This is a genomic window from Galactobacter caseinivorans, assembly GCF_003640665.1.
GTDB classification, from domain to species: Bacteria; Actinomycetota; Actinomycetes; order Actinomycetales; family Micrococcaceae; genus Galactobacter; species Galactobacter caseinivorans.
Genome location: NZ_QQXL01000006.1, coordinates 170174 through 185329, shown reverse-complemented (window position 1 = coordinate 185329; position 15156 = coordinate 170174). Strand labels below are relative to the sequence as shown.

Here is a 15156-nt window from a genome sequence, read left to right as displayed (position 1 = left end):
GTCGCTGGCTCCGCCCCCGGATCACTTGGCGAAGTCCTTCTCCACCGTATCCAGGATGGCCATGGTCTCGTCGTAGTCCCCGCGCAGGGACCAATACGGCAGCTCGTGCACCGCATCGGTCTTGAAAGCGGGAAGTGCGGCCCAGAGCGGCTGCTTCTTCAGGGTCGCCAGGTCAACGGTAGGCCCGTTGAAGCCCATGACGAAGAGGTTCTCCTGCTTCATGACCTGACCCACCTGCTCGGTGGAGAGCTCAAACATGTCCCCGCCCGCGGTGTAGGGCTTGTACTTGCCGGTGGCGAAGAGCGGGTCCACGTCAAAGCCCAGCTGGGTAAACATCTGCGGCAGGCCCTGATCCTCGATGAGGACAAAGGGAGCCAGCTCGCCGGTGAAGGTCACAAAGGAGGTCTTGCCCTTGGGGGCGGTGATCCTTGACTTGACCTCCTTGACGCGGTTGTCATAGGCGGTCTTGGCGTCCTGGAACACCTGCGGCTTGGCAAAGACGTCCGTCGCGAGGAACTTGTACTGCTGCTCCCACGTGGTGAACTTCCCGGAAACCACCACGGTGGGGGCCATGTCGCTGAGCTGCTTGTAGGCCTTCTGCGCCTGGGCCTGGGGGAATCCCAGGCCGCCGGCGATGATCAGATCCGGCTTCTGGGCCAGGATGGCCTCCAGGTCAAAGCCGTCCGCGCTCCAGTTCAGGTACTGGGTGCCCTGCTCATTCGCCTCGTCCTTCCAGAACTCGGCCGGCTCCTTGGGCGAGTCCGTGGACTCCGTGGTGACGGCGGTGACGGGGGCGTCCAGGTCGTACAGGTAGCCGGCCAGGGCGTAGTTCAGCACCACCACGCGCTTGGGGGCGGTGGGCACCTTGACCTCCCCCAGATCGGTCTTGACGACGTGCGTCTGTGCGGCTCCCTCCGAAGAGGCGGCGGACGAGGTGTCGCCGGAGCCGGACGGGGCCGCGCAGCCGGAGAGGGCCAGGGCCGCTGCGCCGAGCACAACGAGCAGGGATTTCAAGGGATGACGAGTCTGCATGGGTCCTCGGGGGAGACGGGCGGAGTGTCCGCGTTAGTGAAGGCAAACCTAAGCTAGTTCCTTCACTGTGGCATGGTGTTCCAAATGTGACATCATCTGCGTACGGATCGGTCACTGACAGGGTGTGGCCGCGCCTGCGAACGCCGCACCAAGGAACAACAGCACCACTGAAGGGGGACCGGCATGAGCCTTCAAGCAGCTCAGCTGCGGCACGTGGTGCCAGAGAACGCCCTCAGGATGACCGGGCACCCAGAACATACCCATGCCGAGCCGCATCTGATTCACGTGGTGGTGGGTACCGCCCACCTGCGCGTGGACGGGGTGCCCGTGATCCTGCACTCGCGCGAGTCGCTGTGGCTGGCCAGCGGAGTGCCGCACTCTGCTCAGTACGACCAGGGAAGCCTGGTCCTTGGCCCGTTGTTATCCCCAGCCTCCCAACCGGGGTCGCGGGTTCAGGCGCTGGGCGTGGTGCCGGCCATTGCCGAGATCATGATCGCGATCCTTGGCGCGGCGCCGGGCACTGCGGAGGAGGTGCAGCGCTTCCGGAATGCGCTGGACGCCGCCCTTGCAGACCTGAGCGCGGATCACTTTGCCCTCGTGATGCCCACGCACCCCAGGGCCGCGGCCGTGGCGCGCCAGGCACGGTTCTCCCCAGAAACGGTGGCGGAACTTGCCTCCCGGCATGGCTTCAGCGCACGCCAGCTCCAGCGCATCTTCCAAGCGGAAACCGGGTTGTCCTTTCATCAGTGGCGCGTTCGTGCCCGCCTCAACCTCGCGCTGGCCAGGCTGCGGGGTGGGGCCAGCACCCTGCAGGCGGCCAAGGCGGCGGGCTATGCCACGCACTCGGGCCTACTCAAAGCTCTGCGCCGAGAGGTGGACGCGGACACCCTCACCGAGCTGGGGCTTGCGGCTGCGCGTCCGGGCGCCTGACCCGACGGGCGGCCTCACCCGCCCGGCTCAGAGCGCAAGCTTGCCCGCCTGGCTCAGAGCGCTAGCTTGCCCGCCCGGCTCAGAGCGTGAGCTCACCCTCGCGTGCCACGATCCGCCCGCCGGCCACGACCAACTCGCGGCGCGGGGTCAGCACCAGGGCGTCCGCGGCGTTCTGGGAGTCCAGGAGGACGATGTCCGCGCGGGAACCGGCATTCAGATCATGCTGCGTGCGGTGCACAAACGGGGCCGCCTCGGTCGTGGCCAGCGCGACGATCCGCGCCAGGTCCTCATCCCGGTGGGCGCCGTGCAGGCGGGCAAAGCCCAGGGCCATCTTGAGCAAATCGCCGTCGCCAAAGGGGTTCCACAGATCGCGAATGCCGTCCGTGCCCAATCCAAGGCCCACGCCCAGTTCGCGCATCCGCTTCCACGGCAGTGGCTGCGTGCGCACCGGTGCCACGGTGGTCCAGGTCAGCCCGGCCTCCGCGGCACGTTCCAGCAGGTCATTCTGGGCGGCTCCCTGTAGGTCCCCCAGCGCAAATCCGTGGGCAATGTTCACGCGCCCCTGCGCTCCGGTGGCCAGAGTCCGTTCAATGATGAGCTCCAGCTGGAACGCGCCCAGCTCGCGCGGATCATGCAGGTGAATGTCGATGCCCGCCCCGGTGCGTTCCGCGATCTGAAACAGTCCATCCAGCTGCGCCACCGGATCTCGATCAATGGTGGCAGGGTCCAGCCCGCCGATGTTCTTGACGCCCATGGAGACTGCCTCGTTGAGCAGGGCCAGCACGCCGGGGCGCCTGATCACGCCGTCCTGCGGGAACGCCACGATCTCCACGTCGATGGCGCCACCCAGGTTCTGGGCGGCCGTGAGCACGTGCTCCACGCCGCGCAGTCCCACTCCCAGGTCCACATCCACATGGGAGCGGGTGGCCGTGGTGCCGTGTCGCAGGAACTGGCGCAGAATCAGCTCCGCCCCGTGCGTGGAGGGAATGCTGAGCCGTTCGCGGTTCAGACGCTCGTGGGAGATACGCCCTTGCGTGGTGGGTTCGCCGCCCCAAGACACCCACTCTTGCCCCCACCAGGACTTATCCGCGTGTGCGTGGGCGTTGATGAGGCCGGGCAGGGCCAGCAGGTTTTTGCCGTCCTCCACCCGAGCCCCGGGGTGGGCGGCCGCGCCGGTCCCAGCGGGCAGCACCTCACTGATGGCGCTGCCCTGGATCACCAGGTCGACGGCGTTAGCGCCCCAGGGGAGGGCGGGGCGGACCGTGCTCAGGATCCACAGATCAAGCTGCAGTGCCGTGGTGGGTGGGGAGGTGGGCCAGGCGGAAGCGTTCATGTCCAGACGGTAAACCAAAAATCACGGTTGGCGGTCGGTCGGCTGGGCGCAGGCTGAGAAAAGGGCCATACATAACGGCGTGATCTCGGAAAAGCGACGGTTGCCTGGCGGACAAATCGCGTTCGAATAACGCTTGGAGATAACCCTTGTGGGGTCTGTTAACTGCGCGAAAGACTTGCTGTGTGAGGGCGCTTCAGTCGCCCCCCGACAACCTCGCAGCAGTGTGAATGACTGTGATGCCGCCGCGAAGTTGTCAACACGAACCACGCTTCATTGCCAGGAGGAAATATGTCCATTTCTCAGCTGTCCCAGCCCTCGTCTTCGCCGATCCGTGGCACTGCCGCGCAGACTCATGCTGGTGGTGCGGCGTCACGCCTGCGCCGACTGGGTGCCGGCACCGCCACCGTCGTTCTCATGACTGGTCTTGCGGTGGGGACAGGTCTTCCGGCCCAGGCCGCGGCGCCCGCCCCGGCGTCGTCCGCTGCCCTGGCCCCCGCTGTGACCGCTGCGAAGACGTCTAGCCTCGATTGGCACTGGGCCAACGGCAAGTCCGTGAAGCCCAAGACGATCAAGACCTCCGGCCTTTCCAAGAAGGATTACGTCCTGAAGGTGCAGCACAGCCAGGGGGTGATGTCCGGGTTGAGCGGTGTGACGCAGGACGGACTCGGCTTCGGCGCAGCGAACAATGACGACTTCGACTGGTCGCTCTACACCAAGGCCGGCACCAAGAAGCTGGCCAAGGGCCTGCCGCGGTTGGGTGAGGCGGTGCAGGATGGCAAGACCCTCTACTTCGTGGCGGACAACGGACAGGTCTTCCGCATTAACGAGCCGGGGAAGAACAAGCAGGCCACGAAGCTGGTCAAAATCCCGAAGAATGCCCGCACGGCGGTCATCGGTAACGGCCGTGTGTACTGGGAGAAGCAGATCTCGGTTGGCAAGGGACTGACCAACTATGAGGTCCACTCCGCCTCGCTGAAGGGCGGGGAAAGCCGCCTGGAGGCGCGCAACGTCTCCAACGTGCAGATCACAGATCAGGGAGTGCTTGCAGCGTCCGTGAAGCCCTACAAGTTTCCTTCCGGCGAGCTTCGCTACACGGGCATCGTCAAGCTCTCCGGTGGCAAGGCCAAGCCGTTCTTGAGCCTTTCGGGCTCCGCCGCAAAGAAGGGCTACACCACTGAGACGTTCGTGCCCTTCACGGCCTCGGGGCACAGCTTGGCGCTTCCCTCCCAAGCGGGCAAGGGCACCACGGTGGTGAACCTGCGCACGCGCCAGGCGTGGACGGTGAACTACTCCAAGGGGACTGAAGGCTCCAGCGCGTCGGCCTCCGGGGGGCGTGTGGTGTGGACTGCCAGCAAAAAGGAGCACACCTCCCCCCAGGTGTATATCGCCGATCTGGACCGGGGCGCGGTGCGCACATTCACTGCACCCAAGGGTGTGGATAACGTAGCGGTGAACGGGCGCGGTGTGGCCTGGACCTACAGCACAAATAAGCTGGGATCCACCACCTACGCGCAGAGCATTTGGCTGCGCCGCTAAACACAGCATTCCGAAGGAGGGCCGGGCCCTAGCCGTTCGCGGCTAGGGCCCGGCCCTCCTTTCTGCACGGGGTGCCCGGCGGTTTAGCTCTGTGCAAGAGGGGTTTGCACGGGGTAAACCGGCTTGATGTAACAGTGTGATGAACGTCGGCCAGTCGGGATTCTCGCCGCTTGTCACATTCAAATAACAGCTGTAAAAACCCCTTGTTCTCGCTGACGCCTGCAGGTCAGGCTCGAAGGGTGAGGGCGAGTGAAACGCCCGGGCAATCACGCACCGGCGTAGTTGCCAGCACGATTCCGAGCATCATTGCCAGGAGGAAACATGTTCAGCAATCAGCCGATCCACACCTCTTCCACGCAGGATTGTGGCACCTCTTCCCGGACTCGGTCCGGTGGCGCGGCTTCCGGCCTGCGCCGACTGGGTGCCGGCACCGCCGCCCTCGTTCTCGCGAGCGGACTCGCAGTGGGGACAGGCCTTCCGGCCCAGGCTGCTGCGCCCGCTCCGTCGTCGGCCGCCCTGGCCCCCGCTGTGACCGCCGCGAAGACGTCTGGCCTCGAGTGGCACTGGGCCAACGGTCAGGCCGTGAAGCCCAAGGAGATCAAGAGCGGCAAACTCTCCAAGAGTGATTACGTCACCAAGATGGACCGCGCTCAGGGGTCTAGTTCTTGGCTGATGGGCGTGATGTCAGATGGCAGTGGCTTTGGCACAGTTAATGGTGAGGCCACCACCTGGTCGCATTACACCAAGAGCGGCTTCACCAAGCTGGCCAAGGGCCTGCCCGGGTGGGGTGACGTGGTCCAGGAAGGCGACACCCTCTACTTCGTGGGGAACGACGGACAGGTTCTCCGTATCAACGAGCCGGGGAAGAACAAGCAGGCCACGAAGCTGGTCAAAATCTCGAAGGATGCCCGCGGGGCGGTCATCGGTAACGGCCGTGTGTACTGGGAGAAGCAGATCTCGGTTGGCAAGGACTCGTCCGGCGAGGATCTGAGCACCTATGAGGTGCGCTCCGCCTCGCTTAAGGGTGGGGCCAGCCGACTAGAAGCGCGGAACGTCTCTGACGTACAGGTCACAGATCAGGGGGTGTTCGCGGCGTCCGTGAAGCCAACCGCTGACCAGGTGCGCTACTACGGCATCGTGAAGCTCTCCGGCGGGAAGGCCAAGCCGTTCCTGAGTCTTTCGGGCTCCGCCGCCAAGAAGGGGTACAAGACCCCTGGTGCCGAGAAGCCGTTCACCGCCTCGGGCCACAGCTTGGTGCTTCCTATGCAAGAGGGTAAGGCCGCCAATGTGATCAACCTGCGCACGAGCGAAGCGTGGACTGTCAAGCATTCCAAGGGGATGAGCGGCGAGATGGCCGCGGTTTCCGGCGGGCGGATTGCGTGGAACGCCAGCAATGACGACGAGACCTCCAACCAGGTGTATATCGCCGATCTGGACCGGGCAACGGTGCGCAATATGGCGACTCCCTTTGGGGCGCGGGACGCGCGAATTAACGGACGGAGCGTGGCGTGGGCGTATGGCACGGGGGAGGCGTATGCCCCCTCCTACTTCCGGGGCATCACGCTGAACCGCTGAGTGCAGCATGTGGAGTGAGGGCTGGGCCCTGGTCGTTCGCGGCTAGGGCCCGGCCCTCCTTTCTGTACGGGATGTCGGCGGTTTAGCTCTGTGCAAGGTGTGTTTGCGCGGGGTAAACCGGCTTGATGTAACGGTGTGATGAAGATAGGGCGGGGGTGCCTCGTTGACCTGTCGCGTTCAAATAACACTTGTAGGAAACCCTTGCGGTCGCGCACGTGGTCGGGTGAGACTCGGAGGGTGAGGGCGAGTCAATCGCCCGGGCAATCACGCAGCAGCGTGAGTGAGTTGGATGCAGTGGCGTGGTTGTCAGCACGATTCCGAGCATTATTGCCAGGAGGAAACATGTTCAGCAACCAGCCGATCCATACCTCTTCTACGCAGGATTGTGGTGCCGCTTCCCGGGCTCGGTCCGGTGGTGCGGCCTTCGGTCTGCGCCGACTGGGTGCAGGCACTGCCGCTGTGCTTCTGATGAGCGGGCTTGCGGTGGGCACGGGTTTGCCGGCCCAGGCTGCAGTTCCGGCTCAGGGGCCCTCGCGTGAGTTGGTAGTCGCGATGGAGCAGGCTTTGGATGCCGCGCGGTCTGCGGTGACGGACTCGACGGCGTCGGGGGCCAAGAAGGCGGGCCTGAACTGGTCCTGGGCCGACGGTGCGGCCGTGAGCCCTCAGGAGATCAAGAGCAGTGAGCTCCCCAAGAGTGACTACGTCACAAAGGTGGACCACAAGCAGGGTGTCGCATCCTATCTGGAAGGCGTCACTCAGGACGGCTTGGGCTTCGGCAGGGCCAATAGCATTGATGTCGGAGAATGGTCGCAGTACACCACAGCCGGTCCCAAGAAGCTGGCCAAGGGCCTGCCTCGTGACGGCCAGGCGATGCGGGACGGCAACACCATCTACTTCGTCGCGGAGAGTGGGCAGGTCTTCCGCATCAATGAGCCGGGGAAGAACAAGAAGGCGACCAAGCTGGTCAAGCTTCCGAACGGGGCCGGTGATTTGAACAAGGCGGTCATCGGCGGTGGCCGGGTCTATTGGGAGCAGGAGGTCTCGGTGGGCAAGGGGCTGACCAGCTTGGAAGTGCGCTCCGCGCCCCTCAAGGGTGGGGCCAGTCGCCTGGAGGCGCGGAATGCCGCTGGAGTGCAGCTCACCGATCAAGGCGTGCTCGCGGCCTCGGTGGCGCCTTCCAAGGAGCACGATTCTGGGGCTCGCTACACGGGCATTGTGAAGCTCTCCGGCGGCAAGGCCGAGCCGTTCTTGAATCTCCCTGAGACCGCGGCAAAGAAGGGATTCACCTTTGACACGTTGAAGCCTTTCACGGCCTCAGGCCACAGCTTGGCACTTCCTCAGGACGGGGGAAAGAACACCATGGTGGTGAACCTGCGTACTCGCCAGGCTTGGGAGGTGAAGAACCCCAAGGGGATGAACGTTCGGACTGCGTCGGCTTCGGAGGGGCGCGTCGCCTGGACCGCAGGAGGCGATGTGCCCCCCGAAGGCACGGTGAGCTCTCGTCGAGTGTTCATTGCCGACTTGGACCAAGGCGTGGTGCGCACGGTGACAGCACCCAAGGGGGCCGGGGGCGTGGCGGTGAATGGCCAACATGTGGCCTGGTTTTACGGCGATGGGGGGCCGGCCTCAGCTGAGTCCATGCAGAGCATCGAGCTCAATCGCTAGGCGCAACTCTCAGGCGTCGGGCCGGACGGTAGCCACACTGGGCTATCGTCCGGCCCGCTCTGTGAGCACTCGCCGCCGAATGGTGGCCGGCGCTGAGGCGCAGAAGATCAGCTCCAGCGCGTTGACTGGCGTGCCGGTCGCGGCGCGCAAAAGCTCGGCATAGGCGCTGAGCTGAGACCAATAGGATTCGAGCGTGCTTGCCGTGATCCCCGCATCAGTTTTGAAGTCGGCCACGGTGAGTGAGCCGTCGTCCTCCCGATAGATCAGGTCGGCAATGCCCTGATGCACCACGCCCTGCTCCACCTGGGCCATGGGCAGTTCAAGCCAGCGTTCGCGCTGGGCGGCGCGGCGCACGGGCTCACTCTCCAGCGCGGAGCGGACCATCTCGGCGACGCGCGCGGAGGCCCCTGGAGCACCAAAGGAACGCGCGGCGTCATCCACCACCGCGTGGATCCGCGCCTCATCCGGATGGTGGGCGCCCAGGTCCAGCAACTCCAAGCTGCGGTGCACCGCCAGCCCGACTCGGGTGCCGTGCACTCCCAAGCTGCCTTGGAAACTGCCGCCCCCAAGGAAGGAGGGCAGTTCGCCCGCGGGTTCGTCCACAAAGCCGGGGTCCGGCGTCGCGGAATCGCCCGCGCCGACCCCGACCCCGACCCCGACCCCGGCCCCCGCCTTGGCCAGCGTCGTCACCGCAACCACGCTGACCTGTTGCGAGTCCTTGGCACGGGCGCCCGACTGCGCCTCCCACTCGTCCCAGGAAGGAACCGGTCCCAGCAGGTGCTGCTCGGCCGTCTTGCCCGTTGGCACCTGCGCCGGGCGCACGTACTCAGTGGCCAGCGCGCGCGTGGCCTCCGCTTCCTCCAACCGTTTGCTGTTGGTGGTGCCGCCGTGTTTCTTCCGGTGCAGCGACACGGCCAGCCGGCTCTCTGCGCGCGTGCACGCCACGTAGAGAAGGCGCATCTTTTCTGCCTCGTCAAAGGCGGTCTCGTTACTGGCGGCGGGGTCAAAGCCGCGCGTGCTCAGCCCCGAACCCAGCTTGAACTCTGGTTCGTCTTCCCTGGACCAGAGTGATCGCGAGGAGGACGCTCGCGAGCCCCGACTGGAACCGGAGAGGATCACGAGGGGGAACTGGCGACCCTTGGAGGCGTGAATGGTGGTGATGCGCACGGCGTCCGCTCCCGTTTCCGGGACTACCGCCTCCACCACGCGTGCGTTCTCATCAGCCTGGGTTTGTGCCCATTCGATGTACTGGCGCAGACTCCCGCCCGTGGCCTCAAACCACGCCGCAGCCTGGTCCACCACAAAGCGCAGGCGCCGCCACGCGTCTTCCGGATGTGGCTCGCGCGCGGCAACCTCCATCATCCGCCGGTCCTCGATGAGCCCGCTCAGCAGTTGCGCCGGGGTACTGAATGCCACCCGTCTGTGCAGGCTCTGCAGCGATGCCAGCGCCAGCGCAACAGGACTCTGCTCCAGGGACTCGTGCGCGTCCGGCACCTTGGCGTGCACGTTCCAGGAACCGCGGGCCCTCCTCCACCGCAGCAGATCGTCGTCGCCGCAACCAAAGAGCGGGGTGCGTAGCGCGAAAACCAACGCCGCGGCGTCGGACGTATTGGCCAGAGCACGCAGCGCCAGCAACAGATCGTGGACCTCCTGCGCCGAGTAGACCAGTGAGGAGGACTCCAGGGAATACGCGATGCCGGCGCGGTCCAGCTCCCGGCGCAGTTCCGGGAGGCTGGTGCGGGTGGGGAGCAGGATCGCGATGTCAGCCAGCGTGGCCGGGCGCTCTAGGTAGCTGCGGTCCGGGTCCTTGGACGCACCACTCTGCACGGTCCAGGCGGGCTCAAAGCCGCCGCCGTGCTGGGCTGGCATGCGCCCGGTGGCCTCCAAGATGAGCGCGGCAACGTCCCGGGCTTCCTCGTGGAAGGCGTCATCCCCCTCGTCGCCAAAGACGCTCACCGCGGGCCCGTGACCCCACTCCGGACGCCCGGGGTCCACGTCCAGACCCACGTAGGCGGGCTGGCGGGAGGCGTCCTCGGAGATCAGGCTGCCAAACACGCCGTTGATCCAGCTCAGCACCGGCTGGGTGGAGCGGAAGTTGGTGGTCAGCTCCACCTGCGCGGCCGGCCCGGCCAGCCGCTGCTGCGTCAGGTACGTGGCGATGTCCGCGCGGCGGAAGCGATAAATGGACTGTTTGGGGTCCCCGACCATAAACAACCGCCCCGGCTCGGGACGCAGCGCGCTCCACTCGCCGGGGCCTGCCAGCGTGGGCGAGGCCAGCCGCACCGCGATCTCCGCCTGCAGCGGGTCCGTGTCCTGGAACTCGTCCAGCAGCAGGTGCCGGTAGCGCTGGCGCAGCCGGACGTGCAGCGTGGCCGTGTCTGTGCCGCCGGTCGCGTCGCCAGTCGAGTCGCCAACCCCGCCCACCAGCAGATCCCGCGCATGGATGAGCAGGTCGTGAAACTCCAGCGTGCCGTGGCGTTGACGCTCGCGGGCCTGGGCCACCACCGCGCGGCCCAGGAATGCTGCGACCTCCAGGATGGCCGGATGCACGACGCTCTGGACGGCTCCCAGCGCGGCGTCCCGCGCCTGCACCGTGAGTTCCCGGACGATCTTCACGTCCACGTGCGGCCAGCCGGGCTTGCTGCCGGTCCGCCCGAACGTTCCCGTCTTGGCGCCGATCTGGTTCAGGGCCGCCAGCGCGCGCGGGCGGTCGCCGGAATCCATCGCGGCACGGAGGGAATCTGCGGCGCTGAGCATCGGCCGGATCACGGCCGCTAACTTGTCCTCGTCCGCGGCGACCACGAGCAACGGCGCCAGCTCATCCAACGGGTCCAGCACGGACCGGACGTTTGGCAGGGAACCTGACCCCGCGCCGTCGGGCAGGTCAGTGCCCCGAGTCTGAAGCCAGAGCTGCACCCGGTCCCAGTCCTGATCCAGCTCTCGCGTGAGCTCCTCCAACGCGGAGCTGCGCACGCCCAGGGCCAGCAGCGTGTCGATGGCCTCCGATGGGCCGTTGGTGAAGAGCTCCGTGCGCACGCTCTCCCACCTGGTGAGGAAGGCGGCGCGTGAGGCCATCTCGTCCTGCAATTGCAGGGCCGGCGGCAGCTGCGCCTCCAAGGGATTCTCGCCGAGGAGGCGCGCGGCGAAGGAGTGAATGGTGCCGATGGGGGCGGCGTCGAGCCCCTCCAGGGCGGCCGTGCGCAGGGCCGGATCCAGGCCCTCGGCCGCGTCCCGCTCCGGGGTGGGCGCGCTCAGCAGTGCCGCCCGGGTGCGTTCGCGCAGCTCCGCCGCGGCCTTCTCGGTGAAGGTGATCGCGGCGATGGAGCCGATGGGGGAGCCGGCGCGCAGTAGGGCGATGATGCGGCGCACCAGGTGGGTGGTTTTGCCGCTGCCCGCCCCTGCCTCAACAAAGAGCTGGGCCCCCAGCTCGGTGTCGATGCGCCCGCGGTCTTCCGCGTCCAAAAGCGTGTTCATTTGCTGCCCTCCTTGCCCTGCCAAATGCCCCGATAGCTGGCCATGTCCGGATCATCCAGCAGCTCTTGCCACCGTTCGCTTGCCTGCCCCGCGGAGCCGAGCAGGTCCGTGAGTCGCGGCCAGGATGGACCGAACCCGGCGGGTGGGTCCACCTTGGGCGGGAACACCCCCGCGCGGATGGCGCCCATGATCGCGCCCAGTTCCTGCGCAAAGTGGGCCCGCACCTCTGGGTTGATGTTGACCAGTTGCGGGTCGCTGCCCTCCGGCCCCAAGAAGTCGTATCCGGCGGTCACGGAATCCAGATCCAGCCCCTGGCGCTTGCCCTCCTCCAGCGCAAAAAGCCCATAGAGGGGCAACTGGAAGCGGGTTCCGCCCGCGGTGGGGTCCTCTTGCGAGATCCCGGCGTATTTGGCCGGCGACCCCGACTTGTAGTCGATCACCCGAGCCACGCCGGGACCCCAATCCACGCGGTCCACCTTGCCGGAGAGGGCCACGGTGCTGCCGTCCGGCAGGGCCACCTCCACCGGGGGCGCCGTGTCCTCGCTGCCGCCAAACCCCGCCTCTGCGGTGTGCCGATCCCACCCAGCCAGGGCCGCGTGCTCGCGTTCCCACCAGTCGGTGAGCTTGTCTCGCAGGGCGGTCTTTTCCCGCTCCCAGAGTCGCGGAATCCACTGTGGTTGGCCGTGCTCGGCAAACGCATCCTCGGCGTATCGCAGCAGCACATCCAGGCCGGCCTGCGGGTGGGCGGCCAACTCCTTGATGTATTCCTCCAGCGCTTGGTGGGCCATGGTGCCCTTGATCGCGGCGTCCGCTTCCAGCTCCAGCTCGGGGTGTTCCAGCAGCCGCACGCCCAGCAGGCGCTCGGCAAAGAAAATGAACGGGCTGGCCACCCAACTCTCCAGCGCGGACGCGGAGAGCGGACGTTCAAAGTCCGGCACCAGATCGCCGGGCACCTTGCCGTGGAAGCGATCAAAAAGGCCCGCGCGCCGCCCGTCCCGCAGCTCGCCGCCCAGCCGGAGGGCGTCGTCTGCTGGCGCATCCGGCCGGGTGGTGGGGTCGGAAAGGGTGCGGCGCACGCGCCACTCCTGCCCGGTCACGGGGTCCACGAGATCCCACGGCGCGCCACCCAGGAAACCGGCGCGCCAGGAGGTGACCTCGCGGCCGGGGCCCACGCCGTCCAGCCACCGGGACGGCTGCAGTTCACCGCCGCCGCGCAGGGAACCGCGCGGCACGCTGATCAGCACCTGCGGGGCAGAGCTCAGCCCGGCCCGGAACACCTCCGCCTGCGCCTGGATGCGCTGCGCCACCGTGGGCAGTACGCCGCCCAACGCGCCGGTCTTGGCCGCGTCCGGCAGCAGCGGATCCTCGCGCACGCGGGCCGGGGAGACGCCCTCGGCCAGGCCCGGGAGGATGAGCAGGTCAAGGTCCCGCCCGACGGCGTCTGGCTGGGAACCCAGCACCACACCCGTTCCGAGCTGGCCCAGTCTCAGGCGCTGCGCGTCCGCGGCGTCCTGGATGGACGCGACGATCGCGTCGATGGTGGGGGAGGGGGCCAGGCCGTCCAGGGAGGCGAGGGAGCGCAGGGTTGCGGCGAGAGCCTCGCGGACCGCGGCGCGGGGCACCGTATTGAGGCCTGCGTCCTGGTGGTCCGCCGGAGACTCGGCGAAGCAGGCGTCCAACAGGGCAAGCGCGGCCGCTGAGGCGGCCTGCCAGTTGTTCGCCGCTCGCAGGGCCCGCAGCAGGGTGGCGAGCTGTTCCAGGAAGGCGGGCGGGAAGGGTGCGTTGTGTGGGTTTCCCCCGTAGTGCCGCTCCAGGTCGCGGCTGGAGGGGAGCCCCACAGGGCCGGCCCAGCACAGACACTCCTGGGCGCGGATGTCCAGGAGATCTCGCTCATCCGGTTCCTCCGGGTTCAGGCCGGCCAGGTGGGTGAAGGAGCGCACCAAGGCGTCGGCTCCTAGGGGGTGCGGGGCGGGGGAGCTGACGGTGATGCGCGCGGCGGTGAGCTGGCGCAGAAGCAGTTCGGCGTAAGGGGCCGGGTGGGGCCAGAACACGCCGATCCGGTGGGCGGGCGTGCCGGCATCCAGCGCTCGGACCACGGCGCGGGTGGCCAGGCGTGCTTCATCGTCCGGGTCTGACACGGAGACGATGCTCAGGCCGGGGTCGGTCGCCGTGGACCGCTCAAGCACGGTGGTGGTCTGGGGCTGAATAACGGTGGCTCCGGCCGCGACCAGCGCCTCGCGAAGATGCAACTCGTCCGTGGAAACGGAGCCGAGCGGGGCCAAGACGGCCGTGATTCCCAGGGTGCTGAGGAAGTCCTGGGCATGATCGGCGGCGTAGCGCAGGGCCTCTTCCGCGCCGTGCCAGTGCGGCGCCAGCTGCTCCCGGACCGAGTCCTCGCTGCGCAGCACGCCGCGGGTGAGGCTCGTGAGCCCGGACCGTTCGGAAGTGCCGGGGAGGGTGGCGACGGCGGCCAGCTGCGCGGACGCCGCGGCCAGCGCGGCCGCGGTCACGGGCTCATCCTTGGCGTACGCGAACGCGCCGGGGTCCGCTTCCAGCACGTGCTGCACGGCGCCCAGCCGTGCAGCGGCGCTGAGTTCCTGGCGGCCCGCGGCGGCGCCGCTGCCCACAAAATACTCGTGCGCCAGCCCAGAAAGGGTGGCGAGGTGGAGGTTCACCACCGCGCCCATGCCGCGCTTCGCCAGGCGTCGAACAACGTTCGCGTAGGCGTCCCGCGCGCTCGAATGACTCGGTGCCACCAGCGTGACGCGCGTCAGCGGGTCCCGCTCCTTGGCCCGCTGCACCAACTGTGCGGCCTGGTCCAGGGCGGCGGCCATCCCGGACTCCGTGCCGCCCGGGGGCGTCTGGGGCAGGGTCATGGGGTCTCCCGTCGAGCGAAAACACGTCCGGTCCGCCGGCCCGCTCCCAAGGAAGTGGCCGTGGGTTGAGCCTAGTGGCACGGGCCGACGGCTCGCTCTGTGAACGGACCCAGTCATACAGTTGAGATACTTCCTGCTCTGTGCGACAAAACATGTAGATATTCAGCCAGAACGAGTGGAGGACGCACCCATGGGTGAGTGGATTGTTGGGATCATTGCCGCGATATTGTCCGTCGTGTCCCTGTGGGTTTCCTTCAAAACGGCGCGTGAGGCGGAGGCGCGCCATAAGGCGGAGCAGGCCGCCAAGCTCTCTAGCTGGATTGCCTATAAGTACCTGCCACCCCTGGCCGCCAAGCAACACCGCGGCAACGTAGCGATGATCCACAACGCCTCTGAGGCCCCCGTCTTTGACGTGGAATTGCTCGCAACGATGAACGGCAAGCAGTCGGAGCCGTTCAACTCGCAGGTGGTGCCCCCGGGCCAGCACTTTGTGCAGTGGGAGGGCTATTCCTCCTCCACGACTCGCACGGATTGGGACTTCTGCGAGCCGGTCCAGAACATGGCCGATGACGGCGAACGGACCCGGCCATACGGGAGCACCCAGAAGTGGAAGGTGGTCCGGTTGCGCTTCACTGACAGCTTTGGGCAGCGCTGGGAGCGGTTGGAATCGGGGCAGCTGCGCGAGATCGCGGCGGAGGCGCCGGCGGGGAGCACGGCCGGGGAGTAGTTCAGCGG

General features: G+C 67.2%; 9 protein-coding genes. 5 read left to right on the top strand and 4 right to left on the bottom strand.

Annotated elements, in window-relative coordinates:
• Positions 1 to 21 precede the first annotated feature (21 nt).
• Positions 22 to 1014: an ABC transporter substrate-binding protein gene (locus DWQ67_RS10830; RefSeq protein WP_233556059.1), complete on the bottom strand. Its 993-nt coding sequence runs from the start codon at positions 1012 to 1014 to the stop codon at positions 22 to 24.
• 201 nt (positions 1015 to 1215) lie between these two features.
• On the opposite strand from DWQ67_RS10830, the gene DWQ67_RS10825 reads away from it, so the two are divergent.
• Positions 1216 to 1962 carry a helix-turn-helix domain-containing protein gene (locus tag DWQ67_RS10825; protein WP_121485619.1) on the top strand — a complete coding sequence of 249 codons (747 nt, stop codon included), beginning with the start codon at positions 1216 to 1218 and terminating at the stop codon, positions 1960 to 1962.
• Between the two features lie 79 nt (positions 1963 to 2041).
• Here DWQ67_RS10825 and DWQ67_RS10820 read toward each other — a convergent pair whose 3' ends face one another.
• Complete coding sequence (locus tag DWQ67_RS10820) at positions 2042 to 3295, bottom strand: amidohydrolase family protein (protein WP_121485618.1); 1254 nt, start codon at positions 3293 to 3295, stop codon at positions 2042 to 2044.
• Positions 3296 to 3583: 288 nt separating this feature from the next.
• Here DWQ67_RS10820 and DWQ67_RS10815 point away from each other — a divergent pair, with 288 nt between their 5' ends.
• The 3 genes from DWQ67_RS10815 (at position 3584) to DWQ67_RS10805 (ending at position 8071) form a co-directional block, all read left to right on the top strand.
• Positions 3584 to 4831: a hypothetical protein gene (locus DWQ67_RS10815; RefSeq protein WP_121485617.1), complete on the top strand. Its 1248-nt coding sequence runs from the start codon at positions 3584 to 3586 to the stop codon at positions 4829 to 4831.
• Positions 4832 to 5152: 321 nt separating this feature from the next.
• Complete coding sequence (locus tag DWQ67_RS10810; protein ID WP_121485616.1) at positions 5153 to 6406, top strand: hypothetical protein; 1254 nt, start codon at positions 5153 to 5155, stop codon at positions 6404 to 6406.
• A 342-nt stretch (positions 6407 to 6748) separates the two neighbouring features.
• Positions 6749 to 8071: a hypothetical protein gene (locus DWQ67_RS10805; RefSeq protein ID WP_147433680.1), complete on the top strand. Its 1323-nt coding sequence runs from the start codon at positions 6749 to 6751 to the stop codon at positions 8069 to 8071.
• A gap of 42 nt (positions 8072 to 8113) precedes the next feature.
• On the opposite strand, the gene DWQ67_RS14275 is transcribed toward DWQ67_RS10805, so the two are convergent.
• Together DWQ67_RS14275 and DWQ67_RS10795 are read right to left on the bottom strand one after the other, a co-directional pair.
• On the bottom strand, positions 8114 to 11545 hold the full coding sequence (locus tag DWQ67_RS14275) for a UvrD-helicase domain-containing protein (RefSeq protein WP_121485614.1): 3432 nt from the start codon (positions 11543 to 11545) through the stop codon (positions 8114 to 8116).
• Positions 11542 to 14421: a PD-(D/E)XK nuclease family protein gene (locus tag DWQ67_RS10795; RefSeq protein WP_121485613.1), complete on the bottom strand. Its 2880-nt coding sequence runs from the start codon at positions 14419 to 14421 to the stop codon at positions 11542 to 11544. Before DWQ67_RS10795 ends, DWQ67_RS14275 begins: the two co-directional genes overlap by 4 nt.
• Positions 14422 to 14611: 190 nt before the next feature.
• Between DWQ67_RS10795 and DWQ67_RS10790 the strand changes: the two genes are divergently transcribed.
• The gene (locus DWQ67_RS10790) at positions 14612 to 15148 is read left to right on the top strand and encodes a hypothetical protein (RefSeq protein ID WP_121485612.1); all 537 of its coding nucleotides are present in this window, start codon (positions 14612 to 14614) and stop codon (positions 15146 to 15148) included.
• Positions 15149 to 15156: the final 8 nt, after the last annotated feature.

What these genes read in the sequence shown, in the direction of transcription:
- DWQ67_RS10795 (WP_121485613.1), bottom strand. Translation starts at nt 14,421, where the DNA reads ATGACCCTGCCCCAGACGCCCCCGGGCGGCACGGAGTCCGGGATGGCC.
- DWQ67_RS10825 (WP_121485619.1), top strand. Translation starts at nt 1,216, where the DNA reads ATGAGCCTTCAAGCAGCTCAGCTGCGGCACGTGGTGCCAGAGAACGCC.
- DWQ67_RS10815 (WP_121485617.1), top strand. Translation starts at nt 3,584, where the DNA reads ATGTCCATTTCTCAGCTGTCCCAGCCCTCGTCTTCGCCGATCCGTGGC.
- DWQ67_RS10805 (WP_147433680.1), top strand. Translation starts at nt 6,749, where the DNA reads ATGTTCAGCAACCAGCCGATCCATACCTCTTCTACGCAGGATTGTGGT.
- DWQ67_RS10790 (WP_121485612.1), top strand. Translation starts at nt 14,612, where the DNA reads ATGGGTGAGTGGATTGTTGGGATCATTGCCGCGATATTGTCCGTCGTG.
- DWQ67_RS10820 (WP_121485618.1), bottom strand. Translation starts at nt 3,295, where the DNA reads ATGAACGCTTCCGCCTGGCCCACCTCCCCACCCACCACGGCACTGCAG.
- DWQ67_RS14275 (WP_121485614.1), bottom strand. Translation starts at nt 11,545, where the DNA reads ATGAACACGCTTTTGGACGCGGAAGACCGCGGGCGCATCGACACCGAG.
- DWQ67_RS10810 (WP_121485616.1), top strand. Translation starts at nt 5,153, where the DNA reads ATGTTCAGCAATCAGCCGATCCACACCTCTTCCACGCAGGATTGTGGC.